At 63.4% G+C, this 17,991-nt stretch carries 14 protein-coding genes, 1 pseudogene and 1 riboswitch; of the genes and pseudogenes, 5 read left to right on the top strand and 10 right to left on the bottom strand.

The genetic code is table 11. The features are described 5' to 3' along the window. Nucleotides 1–124: 124 nt before the first annotated feature. From Q0K12_RS05995 to Q0K12_RS06030, 8 genes are all read right to left on the bottom strand, one after another. On the bottom strand, nucleotides 125–1,999 hold the full coding sequence (locus Q0K12_RS05995; RefSeq protein WP_297261001.1) for a cation-translocating P-type ATPase: 1,875 nt from the start codon (nucleotides 1,997–1,999) through the stop codon (nucleotides 125–127). Between the two features lie 99 nt (nucleotides 2,000–2,098). Continuing rightward, nucleotides 2,099–2,374 (bottom strand): metal-sensing transcriptional repressor, encoded by a 276-nt coding sequence (locus Q0K12_RS06000; RefSeq protein WP_297261003.1) that lies wholly within the window; start codon nucleotides 2,372–2,374, stop codon nucleotides 2,099–2,101. Between the two features lie 387 nt (nucleotides 2,375–2,761). Continuing rightward, complete coding sequence (nifS, locus tag Q0K12_RS06005; protein ID WP_297261006.1) at nucleotides 2,762–3,916, bottom strand: cysteine desulfurase NifS; 1,155 nt, start codon at nucleotides 3,914–3,916, stop codon at nucleotides 2,762–2,764. Nucleotides 3,917–3,918: 2 nt separating this feature from the next. Continuing rightward, the gene (gene nifU, locus Q0K12_RS06010; RefSeq protein ID WP_297261008.1) at nucleotides 3,919–4,755 is read right to left on the bottom strand and encodes a Fe-S cluster assembly protein NifU; all 837 of its coding nucleotides are present in this window, start codon (nucleotides 4,753–4,755) and stop codon (nucleotides 3,919–3,921) included. A 135-nt stretch (nucleotides 4,756–4,890) separates the two neighbouring features. Next, on the bottom strand, nucleotides 4,891–5,304 hold the full coding sequence (locus Q0K12_RS06015; protein WP_297261010.1) for an Rrf2 family transcriptional regulator: 414 nt from the start codon (nucleotides 5,302–5,304) through the stop codon (nucleotides 4,891–4,893). Between the two features lie 11 nt (nucleotides 5,305–5,315). Beyond that, nucleotides 5,316–6,245 carry a homoserine O-succinyltransferase gene (gene metA, locus Q0K12_RS06020; RefSeq protein WP_297261012.1) on the bottom strand — a complete coding sequence of 310 codons (930 nt, stop codon included), beginning with the start codon at nucleotides 6,243–6,245 and terminating at the stop codon, nucleotides 5,316–5,318. A gap of 76 nt (nucleotides 6,246–6,321) precedes the next feature. After that, a complete protein-coding gene (locus tag Q0K12_RS06025; RefSeq protein ID WP_297261014.1) occupies nucleotides 6,322–7,035 on the bottom strand; it encodes a ferredoxin in 714 nt (237 codons plus the stop codon). Nucleotides 7,036–7,049: 14 nt separating this feature from the next. After that, entirely contained in the window at nucleotides 7,050–7,721 is a 672-nt protein-coding gene (locus tag Q0K12_RS06030; RefSeq protein WP_297261017.1) for an HAD family hydrolase, read from the bottom strand. Nucleotides 7,722–7,903: 182 nt separating this feature from the next. Between Q0K12_RS06030 and Q0K12_RS06035 the strand changes: the two genes are divergently transcribed. The 3 genes from Q0K12_RS06035 to Q0K12_RS06045 all read left to right on the top strand — a co-directional run bounded on the left by Q0K12_RS06035 (nucleotide 7,904) and on the right by Q0K12_RS06045 (nucleotide 11,082). Beyond that, complete coding sequence (locus Q0K12_RS06035; protein WP_297261019.1) at nucleotides 7,904–8,788, top strand: ornithine carbamoyltransferase; 885 nt, start codon at nucleotides 7,904–7,906, stop codon at nucleotides 8,786–8,788. A gap of 336 nt (nucleotides 8,789–9,124) precedes the next feature. Then, nucleotides 9,125–10,369 (top strand): hypothetical protein, encoded by a 1,245-nt coding sequence (locus Q0K12_RS06040; RefSeq protein WP_297261021.1) that lies wholly within the window; start codon nucleotides 9,125–9,127, stop codon nucleotides 10,367–10,369. An 11-nt stretch (nucleotides 10,370–10,380) separates the two neighbouring features. Next, nucleotides 10,381–11,082 (top strand): hypothetical protein, encoded by a 702-nt coding sequence (locus Q0K12_RS06045; RefSeq protein WP_297261023.1) that lies wholly within the window; start codon nucleotides 10,381–10,383, stop codon nucleotides 11,080–11,082. Nucleotides 11,083–11,290: 208 nt separating this feature from the next. Here the strand turns inward: Q0K12_RS06045 and Q0K12_RS06050 are convergent, their stop codons facing one another. Continuing rightward, nucleotides 11,291–12,010 (bottom strand): GntR family transcriptional regulator, encoded by a 720-nt coding sequence (locus Q0K12_RS06050; protein WP_297261025.1) that lies wholly within the window; start codon nucleotides 12,008–12,010, stop codon nucleotides 11,291–11,293. 51 nt (nucleotides 12,011–12,061) lie between these two features. Then, nucleotides 12,062–12,250, bottom strand: a riboswitch (cobalamin riboswitch). Nucleotides 12,251–12,384: 134 nt separating this feature from the next. On the opposite strand from Q0K12_RS06050, the gene Q0K12_RS06055 reads away from it, so the two are divergent. Beyond that, nucleotides 12,385–13,080, top strand: coding sequence for a GntR family transcriptional regulator (locus tag Q0K12_RS06055; RefSeq protein ID WP_297261027.1), 696 nt, complete (start codon nucleotides 12,385–12,387; stop codon nucleotides 13,078–13,080). A gap of 386 nt (nucleotides 13,081–13,466) precedes the next feature. Here Q0K12_RS06055 and Q0K12_RS06060 read toward each other — a convergent pair whose 3' ends face one another. Continuing rightward, the gene (locus tag Q0K12_RS06060) at nucleotides 13,467–15,566 is read right to left on the bottom strand and encodes a methyl-accepting chemotaxis protein (protein ID WP_297261029.1); all 2,100 of its coding nucleotides are present in this window, start codon (nucleotides 15,564–15,566) and stop codon (nucleotides 13,467–13,469) included. Nucleotides 15,567–16,238: 672 nt separating this feature from the next. Here Q0K12_RS06060 and Q0K12_RS06065 point away from each other — a divergent pair. Then, nucleotides 16,239–16,810 (top strand): annotated as a pseudogene (locus Q0K12_RS06065) (flagellin); the annotation flags it as partial. Between the last annotated feature and the right edge of the window lie 1,181 nt (nucleotides 16,811–17,991).

The raw sequence follows: 17,991 nt of genomic DNA on the forward strand, positions 1-17,991 counted from the left end.
CGGGCTGAAGCCGCCAGCCAGCGACAGGAAAAGAAAAATATACCCGCCGCGCAGGCGACCAAGCCCGGATGCCGGGCAACAGCCGCCATCCCGCGACGGAAGTAAGAAAGAAAAAACAACGCCTTCAGCGCCTATCCCGTGCCTGCCAATGCAGGAGCAGGGCGGAATTGACGATGACCAGCACCGACCCGGCATTATGCACCAGCGCTCCGCTCACAGGGGAGAGCAGTCCCCCCATCGCCAGAAAGATGGCCGCAAAGTTGAGCAGCAGGGAAAAGCCAAGATTGCAGGTGATGGTGCGCATCATGCGGCGGGCGAGGGCGAAGATGTGCGGCAGCTCGCGGATATCGTCCTGCACCAGCGCCATGTCCGCGGCATCCACGGCAATATCGCTGCCCGCGCCGCCCATGGCCACCCCCACGAACGCCGTCTTGAGGGCCGGCGCGTCGTTGACGCCGTCGCCGATCATGCAGACGGGCCGTCCCTGCGCTTCCTGCCGTCGTATCCAGTGCAGTTTGTCTTCGGGCAGGCAGTGGGCGCGCACATCCGCCAGAGGGAGCTGACGGGCCACGCTCTGGGCGGCGGCGTCGCTGTCGCCGGTCAGCAACACGGTCTCCACGCCGCAGCGCCGGAGTCCGGCAAGGGTCTGCGCCGCCGTGGGACGCAGCTGGTCGGCCAGCGCCACCAGACCGGCCGCCTTGCCGTCCAGCGCCACATAGACGAGGGATTGCCCCTGCTGCTGGGCAGCCTGCGCTTCCTTTTCCAGCTCTGGCGGTAGGGAGATGCCCTGCTCGGCCAGTAGAGCGGCATTGCCCGCCAGCACCTGCCTGCCGTCGCAGCGAGCGCTTACGCCACGCCCGGGCAGCATGCGAAAATCTTCCACCGGCGCGGCCTTTCCGCCCGTTGCCCGAAAGTGCCGCACGATGGCCTTGCCGAGCGGATGCTCGGAGCGTTGTTCCGCCGCAGCGGTCAGACGCAGCAATCCCTCAGGGGCCAGGTCGGGCAGGGCGCTGTACACCCGGGCCACGCCGGGCGTGCCGAAGGTGAGCGTACCGGTTTTGTCGAAGGCCACGGTGCGTACACGGGCCAGCCGTTCCAGCGCGTCCCCTTCCTTGACGAGCATCCCGTGCCGGGTGGCGTTGCCGATGGCGGCCATGATGGCCGTGGGCGTGGCCAGCACCAGCGCGCAGGGACAAAAGACCACCAGGATGGTCACGGCCCGCAGCACTTCGCCGCTGACGATCCAGGTGCCTGCCGCCGCCAGCAGGGCCGTCAGCACGATCCAGGTGGCCCAGCGGTCAGCCAGACGCACGATGCGGGCCTTGCCCGCATCAGCGGACTGCACGAGGCGGATCATGCGCTGTAGGGCGCTGTCCTCGCCGACCTTGACGGCGCGCATGTCGAACGCGCCGAACTGGTTGACCGTGCCGCTGCTGACCTCATCGCCGGGGCCTTTGTCCACCGGCAGGGATTCGCCGGTCATGACCGACTGGTCGATGGACGTCTGTCCGGCAAGGATGACGCCGTCCACCGGTACGGTCTCGCCGGGGAGAACTCGCAAGGTGTCTCCCGCCTGGACAGCTTCGGCGGGGATGACGTTTTCCGTACCGTCCGCCGCCAACCGTCGTGCCGTGCGGGGGGTGAGATGCACGAGCCGCTCGATGCCGGCCCGCGCCCGCGCCACCGTGCGCTCCTCCAATAGCGCACCCAGCTGCATGATGAAGGCTACTTCGCCCGCGGCAAAGATCTCCCCGATGATGACGGAGGCCACCAACGCCAGCGACACCAGCACGTCCGCCCGGATGTCGAAGCGGGTGAAAAGCCCTTCGGCCCCTTCCCGGAGGATGGGTACGCCGCAGAGCAAGACCGCCAGCCAGGCCGGGTCCAGCCAGCCGATGCGCACGTCCAGGAAACTCAATGCCAGCGCCAATGCGGATGCGCCCAGCGCCGCCGCCTGCCGTGGCTCCTCCCGTAGCCATTGCCGTACCTCTGTCAGCATGATGTCCTCCTTGCAGAGAATTGAAAATCAAGTTCATTCGGGAGGAACTATACCTATAGGGGTATGGGTAGTCAAGCGCGAGCGAAAAAAAGGAGGGGGTCAGCTGCGGCGGGAAAAATGATCGATAGCCTTGGCAAAAGCGGCAATGGTCGCTTCGGCGTCGCCATGCTCGATGCCGTCACGCACGCAATGCTGCAGATGTCCCTCAAGGATGATCTGGCCGACTTTGTGCAGGGCGCCCTTGACGGCGTTGATCTGCATGAGCACGTCCTCGCAGGGGACATCCCGGTCGATCATCTGGTCGATGGCCTTGAGTTGCCCGATGAGCTTGCCGATGCGGCGATGCAGCTTTTCGGCGTCCATACATTGTTTCATGGTGTCCTCGTGTGGCAGAGGCCCGCGAGCGTCCTGTCGGCTGGCGGCGTCAGCCGTCCCTCACGACAGGGGGAGCCGTGCGCGGGCCGGTTGTTACAACACAAATTGGGCAAAGCGTTTCGAGCGGGAGGACGTTGGCCTCATTCGCAGTCCCTCCCTCTCAAGCATTCTTCGCTTGCACGCTTCACGTTACAAACCATACGATCTGTCGTTTCGCGGAAAAAAAACGGTCATCCCGCTTGGTTTGGGCCGGACGGCGCCGTGCCGCCGCTTCGCGTTTCGCCGTTTTCACAGCAAACGCACTAAAAGCACGCTGGGGAAGGGATGGGGGGGCTTGGGGGGAAGGGGCTCCCTTCCCCCCCAATAAACCACTACGGCACAGCACCCCTATCCCTTGAAGGGCGAGATCTTGCGCAGGGTCTCGATGGCGGACGGCAGATGCTGCACCGTGAAGTCCACTTCCTCTTCCGTGGTGTAGCGCGAAAGGGAGAAGCGCACCGAGCCGTGAGCGAAGGTGAAGGGCACGCCCATGGCCCGCAGCACATGCGAAGGCTCAAGGCTGCCGGACGTGCAGGCCGATCCGGAGCTGGCGCAGATGCCCAGCCGGTCCAGCATGAGCAGGATGGCCTCGCCTTCCACGTTCTTGAAGGCAATGTTGCTGGTATTGGGCAGGCGGTTCTCCGTATCGCCGTTGACGCGGCAGTCCGGGATGGCCGCCAGCAGGCCCTGCTCCAGCTTGTCCCGCAGTCGGGCGACGCCGGTACGCTCCTGCTCCATGTGCTCGCTGGCCAGATGCGCGGCCATGCCGAGGCCGATGATGTAGGGGACGTTCTCCGTTCCGGCGCGGCGGCCGTGTTCCTGATGCCCGCCGCGCAGCAGGGGACGGAAGCGGACGCCCTTGCGGACGTAGAGGACGCCGATACCCTTGGGGGCATGCAGCTTGTGCCCGGAGAGGGAGAGCATGCCGATGGCGGATTCTCCCAGGTTCAGCGGCGCCTTGCCCACGGCCTGTACGGCGTCGGTATGGAAAAGCACGCCCTTTTCCGCCGCCATGCGGGCCATCTTTTCCACGGGATAGATGGTCCCCACCTCGTTGTTGGCGCACATGACGCTCACCAGCGCGGTATCTTCCCGCAGGGCCTCGGCGTAGGCGTCAAGGTCGAGCCGGCACTTGTCGTCCACGGGAAGGTAGGTGACGTGGTAACCCTGCCGCTCCCAGTACTGGGCCACATTGAGGATGGCCGGATGCTCCACCCGGGTGGTGATGATGCGGCGTTTTTCGGGCTGGGTCTGCAGGGCGCTCCAGAAGGCGGTATTGTCGCTTTCCGAACCGCAAGAGGTGAAGATGATCTCCTCGGGCTGCGCGCCCAGCAGGCGGGCCACGCGCTGCCGGGCCTCATCCACGGCGCCGGCCACCTGACCGCCGAAGCTGTGCATGGAGGAGGGATTGCCGTAGAATTCGCCCAGATAGGGCAGCATGGCGTCCCGCACTTCGGGAGCCACGGCGGTCGTGGCGTTGTTGTCAAGATAGATGGTCTTCATGGCTAGGCCTCCTCCACCGTGATGTCGTCTTCCACCTGTTCGCGCAGGGTGCGCTGCACAAGGTCATGCAGGGTGACGGCACTGGCCCGGCACTGGGCGCAGCGGCCGCCCAGACTGACCAGCACCCGCTTGCCGTCCACATCCACCAGCTCGATGGTGCCGCCGTCGGCTTCGAGCTGGGGGCGGATCTCCTCGTCGATGACCTTCATGACGCGCTGCATGCGCTGCACGTTGGTCAGGCGGGGCTTGGGAGCGATCTCCACAAGGCGGGGGCTGCGCAGTTCGTCGGCAAGGATCTCCGCGATCTGGTCGAGGCAGTCGCCGCAGGCGCCGCCGGCCTTGGTGTAATTGGTGATCTCCTCCACGGTCTTGAGGCCGTTTTCCCGGATGGCGCGCAGGATCTGAGCGTCGGTCACGCCGAAGCACTTGCAGATGAGCTTGCCCTCCTCATGGGCGTGGGGCACGGCGGGTTCTCCCTTCCACTGGCGGATGGCGGCCTCCAGGGCTTCGGCTCCCATGACGGAGCAGTGCATCTTTTCCTTGGGCAGGCCGCCGAGGGCGTTGGCGATGTCCTTGTTGGTCAGCTTGATGGCCTCGTCCACATGCATGCCCTTGACCAGTTCCGTCAGCACGGAGCTGGACGCTATGGCGCTGGCACAGCCGAAGGTCTCAAAACCGGCATCCTCGATGATGCCCTTGTCGTTGATGCGCAGATAGAGCTTGAGCGCGTCGCCGCAGGCCAGGCTGCCCACTTCGCCGATGGCGTTGGCGTCGGCCAGAGGGCCGGCATTGCGGGGATGCAGGAAGTGATCATGGACGGCGTCGGTATAGTTCCACATGGATATATCCTCCGAACGTTAGAGCATTTTCAGTTTGGCCTGTCGTTTCGCGGAAAAAAACGCGGCCTTCCGCTCACGTTGGGCCGGGCGGCGCTGTGCCGCCTTGCGTTTCGCCTTTTGCGCCGGCAAAACGCGCTAGGCAGTTTTTTCGGCGTCGAGGATGTCCTGCAGCGTACGCTTGCGCAGGAAGGTCCTCACATGTTCATCCAGTTCATGCCAGAACTGCCGCGAGGTGCAGGTATCCTGCCGCTCGCAGTGCTTGCCTCCCGACAGGCAGGAAACAGGCGAGATCTCGCCTTCCAGCCGGGCGAACACCTCTTCCAGATTGATGCGGGAAGCCGGTCGGGCCAGCCGGTAGCCTCCGCCCAACCCGCGTACGGCAAAGAGGATGTCGAGCGGCTTGAGGGCGCGCACGATCTGTTCCAGATAGCCTGACGAAATGTTTTCCTCCTGCGCGACCTGCCCCAGCTGTACCAGAGAACCGTCAGGCTGCTGGGCAAGCCGCAGCAGGAAGCGCAGACCGTAGCGGGTGCGGGTGGAAAATCGCATGTCGTTCTCCTCTAGGCCTGCTTCGGGATTTCCCGGGTGAAGTCAAAGGGAGTGCCCTGATAGACGTAGTAGTTGAGCCAGTTGCTGTAGAAGAGGTGGGCATGGGCCCGCCAGGTCATGACCGGCAGTCTGTCCGGGTCCTCGTCCGGGTAATAGTGCAGCGGGGGCGGGGTATCCATGCCGCGCAGGCGGTCGCGCCGGTATTCGGCATCCAGCGTGCCGCGGTCATATTCCAGGTGGCCGGTCATGAAGACCTGCGTATGGTCCACCCGCTCCACCAGCGTCAGCCCCGCCTCGTCCGATTCGGCCAGGATGCGCAGATCGGGGATCTTGCGGACGTCTTCGCTGCGCACTTCCGTATGGCGGGAATGCGGCGCGGGGAAGTCGTCGTCGAAGCCACGGAAGAGGCGGCAGGAGGTCTGCCGCACCTGATGGCGAAACACGCCGAATCGCTTGGACGGCAGATCGTACTTGGGCACGCCGTAAAAATGATAAAGCGCCGCCTGCGCCGCCCAGCAGATGTAGAGCGTGGAATAGACGTTGTCCGCGGCGTACTGCATGATCTCCAGCAGTTCCTGCCAGTAGTCCACGGCCTCGAAGGGCAGATGCTCCACCGGCGCGCCCGTTACCACCATGCCGTCGAAGCGGCGGTGGCGTATCTCGTCAAACGTCCGGTAAAACCGTTCCAGATGGATGAGGGGCGTGTTCTTGGATTCGTGCTGCGCCGTACGCAGCAGGGTGATGTTCACCTGCAGCGGCGAATTGCCCAGCAGCCGCAGGAGCTGCGTCTCGGTGGCGATCTTGGTGGGCATCAGGTTGACGATGGCGATCTCCAGCGGACGGATGTCCTGGCTTTCGGCACGCTCTTCGGTCATGACGAAAATGTTTTCGTTCTCCAGGGCAAGGCGGGCGGGAAGATCGGCAGGAATCTGGATGGGCATGGGAATCTCGTTGGTTATGTGTGCTTTCCTTCAAAACATAGTCATCAACTATGTTTTGTCAAGTCGTCCGCGGGAACTAGCCCAGACGCACCGTATGGCTATGCAGGGGAACCTGCACGCCCGCGGCCGCCATGGCCTTTTGCGCCAGAGCATCCAGGCCGCCGCAGCAGGGGACGCTCATGCGCAGTACGGTGATGTCCTGAACGGCGCTGACGGCCAGGATATCGGTCAGCTTCCGCAGGTACTCGCCGCTGTCGTCCAGCTTGGGGCAGGCGATGAGCGCCACGCGGCCCGGCAGCCAGTCCCTGTGCAGATCCGGCAGGCAGAATCCCGCGCAGTGGGCGGCCAGCAGCAGGCGCGCCCCGCGCAGATAGGGGGCGGACGGCGTCACCAGCCGCAGCTGCAGCGGCCAGGTGGCCGTATGGGCAAGGGGAGAATCCGGGGACGCGGCGGGGGCGGCCAGCGCGCCCGGCTCGGACAGGAGGGGCGTCAGCCGGCGCGGGGCGCTGCCGGGGCAGCCGTGCCCGCCGGCCGTCCCGGCGGGCCGTCCTTCCCGGGCGGCCTTGGCGGCAAGCGCGGCCTCCTCGTCAAAGGCCGGGGCCTCGCGGGTCACGATGCGCAGCGCGCCGCGCGGGCAGTTGAGGCAGGCCCCGAGCCCGTCGCAAAAGACATCGCTGATCAGGCGGGCCTTGCCGTCGATGACGGCCAGAGCGCCTTCAGCGCAGTCCAGGACGCACTGGCCGCAGCCGTCGCATTTTTCTTCGTCGATCTCGATGATAGGGCGTTGCATGCGTCGTCTCTCCATCAGTTTGCAAGCAGGGAAGGCAGTTCGGAAGGATGCCGGACAAGGCGGGCGGCGCCGGCGGCGCGCACTTCCTCCAGTCCCCGGAAGCCCCAGGCCACGCCGACGCCGGCCATGCCGGCATGCCGGGCCGTGAGCATGTCCACATCACTGTCTCCGACATAAAAACACTGTGCGGGGGCCGTGCCGAGGTCCGCCGCCACGGCAAAGGCCCCGGCGGGGTCCGGCTTGAGCGGGGTGTCCGGGCGAGCGCCGCGCACCACGGAAAAGACGCCGGGGAAGTGCGCTTCGATGAGGATGCGGGTATATTCGTCCGGCTTGTTGGAAAAAACGGCCAGCGCCATGCCGCGTCCGGCCAGTTCCCGCAGAGCTTCGGGCATGCCTTCATACGGGCGGGTGGCGTCATTGAGATGGGCGGCGTACACGGTGCGGGTCTCGTCCACCAGGGCCTCCACGGCCCGCTCGTCGGGCTCCTGCGCTCTCAGGCGCTCCAGCGCATCGGCGGGCAGGGCGCGCCGCACCAGTTTGCCGAAACCGTTGCCCACCATCCGCCGGTAGGCTTCCGGCTGATGCACGGGGTAGCCGTGGGCCGCCAGCATGGCATTGCAGGCATGGCCGATGTCCAGCAGGGTATCCAGCAGGGTGCCGTCAAGGTCGAAGATGAATGCGCGCATACTTCCTCCGCAATAAAATGACCTAGTATTATATAAGGATTTGACCTGGCCGACAAGTGCGCCCTGTGCGGGGAAATCCGGCGGAACACGGAGGCGGAATAGCGGGATCTTTTTCGTTACTGGACAGCATGCTCGGGCATTGCTATGGTAAAGAGTCGCCAACTCCGATGGAGGTGAGTGTTATGGCACGACATGTTCTGAGCTTGCAGGATCTGGGAGAGTCGGGAAGCTGGCTGCTGGTGCAACAGGCGCGCGGCATCCCGGACGCCCGCTCACATACCGATTTCATGACGGAGCGCATGGCCATGCTGCTCTTTGCGCAGGAATCCCTGCCGGAGCGGCTTTGCATCACGGCCGCCGTGCGGCAGATGGGCGGTTCCACCCTTTATCAGGGGACCGTCGGCGAGTGGCGCGAAGAGCTGGACCAGCATCAGCATCAGCTCATGGGCGTCATCAACTATTATGTGGACTGCATGTACCTCTACGGCTTCCCCGCCCGCATCTGGGAAAAGCGGGAAGTGGAGGTGGAGTTCCCGGTCATCAATGCCGGCAGCCCGGACGGGCATCCGGCGCATGCGCTGGCGGACATCGCCTGCATGCTCAAGTATTCCAAGGATAATCTTTCGGGAGTGCGGGTCGGCTGGATAGGCTGCACCAACGGCACGCTTTTCTCCCTCATCGAGGGCATGCAGTATTTCCCCTACAGTCTCCAGGTCGCCCTGCCGCCGCGCAATGACAGGGAGCCTGTGCTGCGGGCCGCGGCCCGCTACGGCGTCAAGGTGGATATCGTGGAAACGCCGGAAGAGGCGGCCGGAGGGGTGGACTATCTGTTTGCCGGCTGCCGCAGCGAGCTGGACGTCCATGATGAGCCGCACTGGCGCATCACGGAAAAGCTCATGGAAAAGGCGGCCCCGGGAGCGCATGTGCTGCTGGGCTCGCAGCCCATACGCGCCATCGGCGTGGAAAGCGGGCTGGCGCTCAGTCCGCGTTCGCTGTTGCTGTTGCAGGCGGAGAACCGCCTGCGGGTGCACAAGCGGCTGCTGCACTGGGTCTTTCTGGAAAATTAGCCGGGCGGGCGCCTTGTCTGTCATCCGGCCGTGCGTGAACGGCACGGAGAAGACCGGTTCCGGCCCCGCCGGGCGGAGGGGCCGGTTTTCTCCGCTGCCGCGCAAGCTCCCCGGCATGCGGCAGGCGCGCATCCGGGGCGGCGTCAGGACCATCGAAAAAACGCCATGCCGCCGAGTGCCGCCGGTGGCGGTGCGGCCGGACAGGCTCTGCGCGCCGGGGCGCTCCGGCGTTCGGCAAAAAGGGCTTGTCATGAAAGCGTCTGACATTCCGCTGATCGATTCCCGGCAGGATCTGGACGCCCTGTGCGGGGCAGGGCAGGGGCCTGTCGTGGGGCTGTGGCCACGACCCTTGTCAACGACAATACGGCGTTGCTGCTGCTCCTGCGGGAGGCGCTGGAGCGGCGCGGCGTGCGGACCGTCTTTTTTCTGACCTGCAAGGAGCAGCTCCCCCGGCAGATCCGCCAGCTGCCCCCGGCAAGCCGCGAGGGGCTGTTCCGGGTGGAAAATCCGCATGTCTTCGCGGAAAGCGCCTTCCCCGACCTGCTCATCGCCAATACGCTGACCCTTACGTCCAAGCCCGCGGATTTTCGCGGCAAGACCATGATCCTGCCGCATGCGCCTTCGGAGCGGATGCCGAACCGGCTTTCCTACTGGGCGGATTATCCGGTCATCCCCACACGCGATGCCGCGCCCTTCGACTACGGCGCCTTCCCCAATTTCTGCAAGCACTGTGCGGGCAGGACACTTACGCTGCTGCCGGCCGGCTATCTCAAGAACGATCTGCTCTGCGCCTCCGCCCGCCGTCTGGGGCCCGCGCCCTACAGGCGGGTCAGCTTTTTTCCGCACTGGAAGCTGCCGCGCGGCATCAGGGCGGAAGCGCTGGGCGAGCTCTGGATCGAGCTCATCGAACGCTTTTTCAGCGAATTCCCCGGCTGGGAGTTCATCCTGCGGCCGCTGGAAAGCCAGCGTGACGCCCCGCAGGTGCGGCTCGTGCGCGAGCATTTCCGCAAGCTGGAAAAACGCCTTCTCGTGGACTGCGGCAGCGACGGACTGGACAGCCTGCTGCGGACGGATGCGCTGCTGACGGACTACTCCAGCGTCTGGCGCAACTATTCCTTCACGACGCTGCGGCCCGCCGTGCTTTTTCAGCCGGATGGGGATGCCGTTCCGGCCGGCGGGAAGAGGTTTTCTGGAAAGCCTCCACGCCGGAGGCGGCCATCGCGGCCATGCGGCAGGCGATGGCGGACGACGGGGACATGCGGCGGGCCATCCGGGCCCTGCGCGACAGGGAGAGCCTCAATTTCGGCCGGGCGATCCCCTATGTGTGCGATGCCGTGCAGCGCATCCTGCGCGGCGAGCCGCCCGCGGCCGACGCCATCGTGCTCGACAAGGGCGACAGTCCCTACACGACATGCCGGGAGTGGCTGCGCCTGCTGCGGCGTCCCTTTTCCCAGTGGCATCCCGAAAACGTGTCTGCCGTCCAGCAGTGGCATGATACGCTGCGCGGAGCGGATCCGCGGGTATGCCTCGCCATCCTGCGCGCCGGTCTGCGCTCCTGGGCCGACTATACCCGCCCCATAACGCGGGATGCCATGATCTTTCGCCTGCAGCATGCCCTTGCCTGCATGCCCGCCGCCTGGAGCGTCGCCTTTTTGCAACATTGCCGCCGGGCCGATCCGCGCGATCCGCTGGCTGCCGTGTGGGCGGCGCATGCGCTGCAGCGTTGCCAGGGCGACCATCCCGATCTGGCGGCCGGGCTGCGCGCCGCGGTAGGGCATTGCCTGGAGCTTGCCGCGCCCGCCATGCCGCTTTTGCCGGGCATTCTCAATTTTTCGGATCTCTTGCCGGAAGACCGTCTGCCTGACGCGTCGGCCCCGCCGCTGCAGCATGCCGTCGCCGCGATCATGCGGCTGCAGCGAGGGAACGTGGAGCAGGGAGCCGCCATCCTGGACGGCGTTTCCCGGCGTGTGGCGGCCGGGCAGGGAACGGCCCTTGCGGCCGCCGCCGTGGCCATCGGGCAGTCCCTGCTGCGGCACGCGGACGAACGCCGTCCGCATGCGGGGCGCTACCGGGCGCTGCATCTGCCCGTGATGGGCCTGTGGCTGTCCTTTTCCAGCGGGGAGGAGGCGCGCACGCTGCTTGCCGACGCGCTGCCGCCCTTCCGGGAACTCGCCCGGCAGGATGCCCGCCTGCTCATGCCCTGCGTGCACCTTGCCGCGGCCGTGGGGGACGACGACGTACGGCGCGGACCTTTGCCGAGGCCCGGCAGCAGGGCGTCGGCATGCGCGACATGATCATCATGGACGACATCATGCGTGCCGTGGCCCAGAACGGCGACGTGCCGCCGGCCGGGCTGCGCCTCTGACGCGGAGTCTTCCACCTTCCAAAAAGGCTTCCCCCCATTGGCATCCGGCTGCCCCTGGATGCCAATGGGGGGAAGAGCACGTTGCAACGCATACCATGTTTGCGTACTGCTCGTGAAAATGACGGGCCGCCGCGGGCTTATGCGGCCGTGGGCTCGGGAAGCTGGGAAGCAGGCCGCACGTCGCCGGCATGGCCGGCAAAGACGGCGCCAAACGATTCAGGGACCCAGTATTCGTAGCGCAGGATGCTGGCGGCTGCCGCCACGTTGCCGCGCAACAGGGAATCAAGGATGCGCTCATGCACGGCCAGCACGGACGTGCAGCGATGCAGGGCGACATCCCGGCTGCACGGCAGGACGTCGAGACGGCGGTACAAAGGATCCGTCAGGGCATCCCGCCATGTCTTGCGGGACGTCTCCTGGAGCGTTTTGTGGAACATCCTCTCCGCCCGGCGAAAACCGGCCGTGTCCTGTGCCTGCGCGAAATGGCGTTGCTCCTGCAGGCTGCTCTCCAGGGCCGGGAGCATGACGTCGTGCCGCAGCGGGAAGGCGCTCTCCAGGGCGTCGGCCTCCAGCAGGCCGAGGAGGCGGCAGATCTCGGCCAGCTCCGCCCTGCTGACGGGGCGCAGGAAGACCCCGCGGCGCGGGCGTATCTCGAGCATGCCCTCCTGCTCAAGGCGCAGCAGGGCATCCCGCAGGGGGGTACGGCTGATACGGAGTTCCTGACAGATGGCGTCCTGATCAAGGCAGACGGCCTGATGCAGGGGACGGGATTGCAGAACCGCGGCAAGATGCTGGTAGACGCGATCCCGAAGAGACGGGTGGTCGCTCCCAGCCGCTGAATAGGGGAAAAACGACATGATAACCTCCTGTCCAGACCTCGTGGACAAGCCGGATGCGCGGAGCGCCTTCCGGGTTGGGCAATGGCGGGCTGGCTTCCCGGCTCAAGGATCATCCTCCTCCGCGCCTTCCCGTGACGGCGGTCACAGTGGCATGATGCGGGATCGTCCCCTTTCACGGTTGCGGGCCAGCGTCGGATTTGCACCGAACTTTCCAATTCTTCCGGGCAGAGCCCGGACACCCGCCATACAAAAATAGTGGCCTCAGCCTTCTTTGAAAAGAGCTTATGTCAAAGATATATCTGATGGCAAGAAAAATTTTGCATATTCCCTAAGCAGAGCACGTATGCTACATATAAGACAACGCTACAAGTATAATCCAACGGAGTTTATCCATGAAACGCTCGTATGCTCCCCGGCAGCAGGATGCCTCCCCCGCGCCCCGGCAGGATTCCCTGCGCGAACAGGTGTATCAGTACCTCAAGGACGCCATGAGCGAGGGAACATTGCGGTATGGCGAATTTCTGGATCAGGACATCATTTGCGAGCGGCTCAACGTCAGCAAGACCCCCCTGCGTGACGCCCTCATTCGACTTGAGGCCGAGGGCTTCGTCTCCATCCTTCCGCGCAAGGGCGTACAAATCAACCCCATCACGCCCGAGTTCATCAGGAGCGCTTACCAGATCATCGGCGCCATCGAGGTGGATTGCCTCAACGAAGTGTTTGAAAAACTGACGCCGCGCCATGTCGAGGAATTCGAGGCCTCCAACGAGCGGCAGTGGAATCTGCTCAAGGACGAGAATTACGTGGAATACTACGAGGAGAACATACGTTTCCACAATATCTTTCTTAATCTTTCCTCAAACACGCTGCTGGATCAGACCCTGATCTATCTGCGCAGGCGTTTGTACGATTTTCCCCGCCGCAGCTATTCCTACGAGTGGGAGGCCTTCAACCTCGAGACGCACCGTCGTTTCATCGATTCCGTGAGATACGGCAACAAGGCCGCCGCCATGAGCATTTTTCGCATCGAGCACTGGTCCTTCGATGTGCACAAGAAGTTCTTCAAGCTCTACTATGACTTTGACTAGGGCCTGTTGAGGCTAGCCATTGCTTCTCTTTGGAAAAGGGAATTCTTCGCTCCACTGGCGGGGGGCCCTCAAACAGACGGCAACTCGTGTCGACAGGCCCTATGGCCGTCTTTCGGTCGCTGCCGGCGCGGGCGGCCCGTCAGCGGCGGAAAAGGGAAAAGCCTCTCCAACATATATCGTGCCGGGGCACGCGGCCTGACGCGTGCGGCTGACCTGGAAAATGCGCGAAAAATGCCGGATGCGGCCGGACGAACCGCGCCTGTTGGCGGTCTGACCGTCCGCCGTATGGATTCCATGTCCGCCACCGGCAACAAAAAAAGCTCCCGAAGGAGCTTTTTTTGTTGCGTGCGGGAAGGAAGCGATCCGTGCGGCCGGGGCTGCGGCGATCAGGCCCGCTTCATATCCTCGATGACGCTGTCGAGGTTCCGTGCCTGCTGCGCCAGCTCGGTGATGGCCTGCGCGGCCTGCTGCATGGCCTTGGACGTGCTGGTGGCAATGTTGTTGATGTCGGCAATGGAGCGGTTGATCTCTTCGCTGGTGGCGGATTGCTCCTCGCCGGCGGTGGCGATGGCGCGCACCTCGTCGGCGGACTGTTCGGCCATGCTGACGATCTGTTCCAGAGCCTGCCCCGAGCGGTTGGAAAGCTCGGTAACGCGGGCGATGCTTTCCACGGCCACATCCACCTGACGGATGGACTTTTCCGTACTGTTGCGTATGGCGTTGATGGCGTTGCCCACCTCGCTGGTGGAGGCCATGGTCTTTTCCGCCAGCTTGCGGACTTCATCCGCCACCACGGCAAAGCCGCGCCCGGCCTCCCCGGCGCGGGCGGCCTCGATGGCGGCATTGAGGGCCAGCAGGTTGGTCTGGTCGGCGATGTCGGAAATGACGCTCATGATCTGGGTGATGGAGCGGGCATTTTCGCCGAGCTGGGCCATATCTTCCTTGAGCGTCAGGGAAATGGACTGGACATCTTCGATGCCCTTGACCACCTGGCGTACGATTTCCGCGCCTTCATCGGCGCAATGGCGCATATTGGCGGACATCTCCGCGGCTTCGCCGGCATTCTTGGCCACTTCCAGCACGGTGGCGTTCATTTCGTTCATGGCCGTAGCGGTCTCCATGGCCCGGTGGGCCTGCTGCTCGGCGCCGCTGGTGGATTCCTCCACCTGACGGGCAAGCTGGGTGGAGGTGCTGGAAATGATGCCCACGGCGCCGGCAAGCTGATTGGCGGCATTGAACATGCCTTCCCGCTTGGCATTTTCCGCGCGCTTGCGGGCTTCTTCCGCTTCTTCCACGGCCTTTTTGGCGATGTCGGTCTGCTTTTGCGCTTCTTCGGTCTGCTGGCGGGATTCGCTGATGAACTTGCGCAGGTTGTTGAGCATGTCCTCCAGCGCGTGGTAGAGGCGGCCCAGCTCACCGAAGAAGTGACGAGAGTCCACTTGGGCCTCAAGCCTGCCGCCCGCCACTTCGTTGGCATAGCCGACGAGCAGATCCAGCGGCCGGGTGATGGAGCGCACGAGCACAAGGCCCAGCACGATCATGGCCAGCGTGATGATGAGACTGACGACGGCGATGGTCAGCATGGCCTCGTCAGCGGAGGAATAGATCTCGGCCACATCTTCCACGAAGGCCATTTTCCAGCCAAAGGGGGTGGTGATGCTCATGGCCATCACATCGGTCTTGCCGATGGTGATGCGGTAGAGACCGTCCGGGCTGTTCTGCAGGCGTTCGAGCGCCTCATGGCGAAAATCCTTGCCGATGACCTTGCCCACAAGGTCAGGCGTCTGGGGGGAGCAGATGAGCCGCCCCGTGTGCTCGATGAGGATAAAGCGACCGCTGTCGCCGAGCCGCATCGCGCCGATGGTCTTGGTCAGATTGGTCAGCGCAAGGTCGATGCCGAGCACGCCGATGAGCTGGCCCTTGTCGTCCTTGACTTTGGTGGTGGCGCAGACGACCATGTCCCCCTTGATGTTCTGATAGACTTCGCCCAGGGAGGAATCCTTGGGGTTGGCCGTACAGGAGAGGTACCAGGAACGCTTGGACATGTCCGTCCCGGCGGGGACAAGGGTCTCGGCAAAGGACATGGCATAGCCGCCATCCTTGTAGCCGATGAAGACTTCCCGGTAATTGGGATTGCTCTCCTGCATGTTGCGCAGCTCGGTGGCGATGGCCTTGGCATCCGGAGGAAGATCGTCGAATTTGTAGGGCGTGTCCTGCTTGCTGTCCCGGAAGGTGGGGAACTTGCCCATGCTGTTCTTGATCACAGGCGAACGCGCCAGCCCTTCGGCGGTGAAGGTGGCGTTGCTGAGCATCTGATCGATGTAAAATCCAAAGAGCTCCAGCTCCTGCTGGGATTTGGCGGTAAAATCGCTGAGGGCGGTATCACGCATTTTCCAGATGGCGACGCCGGCAACGCCGCCCGCCATGACAAGCAGTGGAATGATGAGCCCCAGCAGAATACGCGCTTTGACAGATGCGATTTTCACGACAACTCTCCCGCAATTTTCCTGAATGATTCAACAGTATGGGGAAACACTCCATGCCGGTGCCCCATACCATGAGGCCATGCTGTTGAACATGAAAACTTCATGAGTAATTCTATACCAAGCCGCCGTCAAAGAAAAGAACTTTTTTGTAATGTTTGAAGCAACGGTTCTCAGTTGGTAAATTGTAGGGATATTTTTGAATATCAAGCAGTTATAAAGAGATGTGCTCTTTTGCGGCAGAGGGGGACGCAGGAAGGCCGCTGCGTGCTACGGCGTACGCTGATGCCGGAATCTTCCTGATTTGTTAACAAAATGTTTTATATGGATACAGTTTTTTTGCTTATCTGTACATTTTGCAGGAAAAGGAGTAAGTAAAACAGTATCTTCATTTTTGTATGGAGTCTTATGTCTTATTTTAAGGTGTATTGCACCGAATAAAATGTATCATACTGGATGTATTGCGGATATTTTGCATACAGGAAGGGATGGCATGGCGGCGGCATCGTGAACGATGCCGTCCACAGGAAGGGATGCAGTCCGGGAGGCGGTCAGCGCAGCGTCTGTGAGTCGGGGGGCGCGCCTGCCGGCAGATCCGGGCTGTCAGGGCAGGCGGGGGAGAGTTTTTTTGCCGCAAGGACAGCCTGCCGGATCTGAGGGAGAAGGGGGGACGGGATGGGCGCATTTTCGGCCAATCATAATGTGATGTCCAACGGCGTTTCCCGTCAGCTGCGGGCGCATTACGGCAGACTGAACGATTCCGTCCGCCGCCTCTCCAGCGGCCTGCGCGTGGAGCGGGCCGCGGACGATGCCGCCGGACTGGCCATCCGGGAGCTCATACGGGCGGACATCCAGACGCTCGGGCAGGGGCGCGCAATGCCTGCGACGCCGTGTCCCTGATCCAGGTCGCGGACGGGGCCCTGCAAATCATCGACGAAAAGCTGATCCGCATGAAGGAGCTGGCCGAGCAGGCGGCGACCGGCACCTATGACTCCATACAGCGCCTGATGATCGAATCCGAATATCAGGCAATGGCTTCGGAGATCGACCGCATCGCCAATTTCACCGATTTCAATGGGGTGAAGCTGCTGGACGGCAGTCTTTCCGGCAGGCATGACGGGAGCGGCCTGACATCCCGCGGCGCTTTGAAAGTCCACTTCGGCACGGCCAACGACTCGGCGGAAGACTATTACTACATCACGATTGGCAACTGCACGGCGGCCGCCCTGGGGGGCGGCAATACGGCGCAGCCTACGGGGCCCACCGTCACCCGCGAGAAGGTGGAGACCGTCACGCGGGAGCACAAGACGTTCACGCCGCAGGGGACGGATTACGTCGAATATGTGGATCCCGATACCGGCAACAAGTATTATACGGATGGCAACTACTGGTTCACCGACCTGCGCGATCCCGGCGGCAGTGCGCTGGACTGGGAAACGGATGTGGAGATCATCGAGCGGCTGAAGACAAAGCAGGCGGAATATGTCCGGGACATCAGCTACATCGTCCTCAGGGATCCGGTCACCCAGATAAAATACTTTCGGAACTCATGGCCCGCGAACAATGGGAAGTACACCTCGGATCCTCTTGACCCCATCGGCAAGGTGCTGGATCCGAACAAGGCGGCCGACAAGGCCATCATCGACCGTCTGGAGTCCACGAACACGAAGGTGCAGTTCACCATCAGCTGGAAGGCCTACCGGACTCCCGACGGCAAAAGCTATTTCAGCTATAATGACGGCAAGACGTTCACCAGCGGCACGTCCGATCCCGCCGGCGGCGCGCTGGACCCCAAAGATCCTGACGACAGGGCCATCATCGACAGCCTCAAGCCGGACATGGTGACGGCCTTCGTCTACCAGCCGACCGTCCTGACCGTTTGGGAGCTGTACGAAGATCCGCAAAGCGGCGAAGTGTACTATACCCGTGACGGCGGGAAGTCCTTCGTCGCGGATCACACCAAGCCGAACGCAACGGCTCTTGACCCCGTGGCGGACAAGGATCTCATTTCCCGGCTTGTGGCCGTCCCCACACGGACGGCCACCTCGCATGGCTACGATACCTACGAGGACAAGACGACAGGAAAAAAATACTACACCGACGACGGGAAAAACTTCATCACCGACGTCAGAAAACCCGATGACATCGCCCTGAGCGCCGATGACCCCAAGGATGCGGCGGCCATCGCCAATCTGGAGATCGTCGGCCGCCTGACGTCCGGCAGTGTGGACTGCTCCGTGTACGAGGATACCGGCAACGGCAACAGGCGCTGGTACAGCGACGACGGCGGCGCGACCTTTTTTGACGATCCCACCGACCCCAAGGGGAGCCGTCTGGATGCCGGCGACCCCGATTACGCCACCGTGGTTGCCAGGCTGCAGAAGCTCAACATGACGGCCACCATCTCAAAGACCTATGCCGTATGGAA

Source organism: uncultured Desulfovibrio sp., assembly GCF_944324525.1.
Lineage (GTDB): Bacteria > Desulfobacterota > Desulfovibrionia > Desulfovibrionales > Desulfovibrionaceae > Desulfovibrio.

What these genes read in the sequence shown, in the direction of transcription:
- Q0K12_RS05995 (WP_297261001.1), bottom strand. Translation starts at nt 1,999, where the DNA reads ATGCTGACAGAGGTACGGCAATGGCTACGGGAGGAGCCACGGCAGGCG.
- Q0K12_RS06030 (WP_297261017.1), bottom strand. Translation starts at nt 7,721, where the DNA reads ATGCGCGCATTCATCTTCGACCTTGACGGCACCCTGCTGGATACCCTG.
- Q0K12_RS06035 (WP_297261019.1), top strand. Translation starts at nt 7,904, where the DNA reads ATGGCACGACATGTTCTGAGCTTGCAGGATCTGGGAGAGTCGGGAAGC.
- Q0K12_RS06015 (WP_297261010.1), bottom strand. Translation starts at nt 5,304, where the DNA reads ATGCGATTTTCCACCCGCACCCGCTACGGTCTGCGCTTCCTGCTGCGG.
- Q0K12_RS06000 (WP_297261003.1), bottom strand. Translation starts at nt 2,374, where the DNA reads ATGAAACAATGTATGGACGCCGAAAAGCTGCATCGCCGCATCGGCAAG.
- Q0K12_RS06050 (WP_297261025.1), bottom strand. Translation starts at nt 12,010, where the DNA reads ATGTCGTTTTTCCCCTATTCAGCGGCTGGGAGCGACCACCCGTCTCTT.
- Q0K12_RS06045 (WP_297261023.1), top strand. Translation starts at nt 10,381, where the DNA reads ATGATCTTTCGCCTGCAGCATGCCCTTGCCTGCATGCCCGCCGCCTGG.
- nifS (WP_297261006.1), bottom strand. Translation starts at nt 3,916, where the DNA reads ATGAAGACCATCTATCTTGACAACAACGCCACGACCGCCGTGGCTCCC.
- Q0K12_RS06025 (WP_297261014.1), bottom strand. Translation starts at nt 7,035, where the DNA reads ATGCAACGCCCTATCATCGAGATCGACGAAGAAAAATGCGACGGCTGC.
- nifU (WP_297261008.1), bottom strand. Translation starts at nt 4,755, where the DNA reads ATGTGGAACTATACCGACGCCGTCCATGATCACTTCCTGCATCCCCGC.
- metA (WP_297261012.1), bottom strand. Translation starts at nt 6,245, where the DNA reads ATGCCCATCCAGATTCCTGCCGATCTTCCCGCCCGCCTTGCCCTGGAG.
- Q0K12_RS06055 (WP_297261027.1), top strand. Translation starts at nt 12,385, where the DNA reads ATGAAACGCTCGTATGCTCCCCGGCAGCAGGATGCCTCCCCCGCGCCC.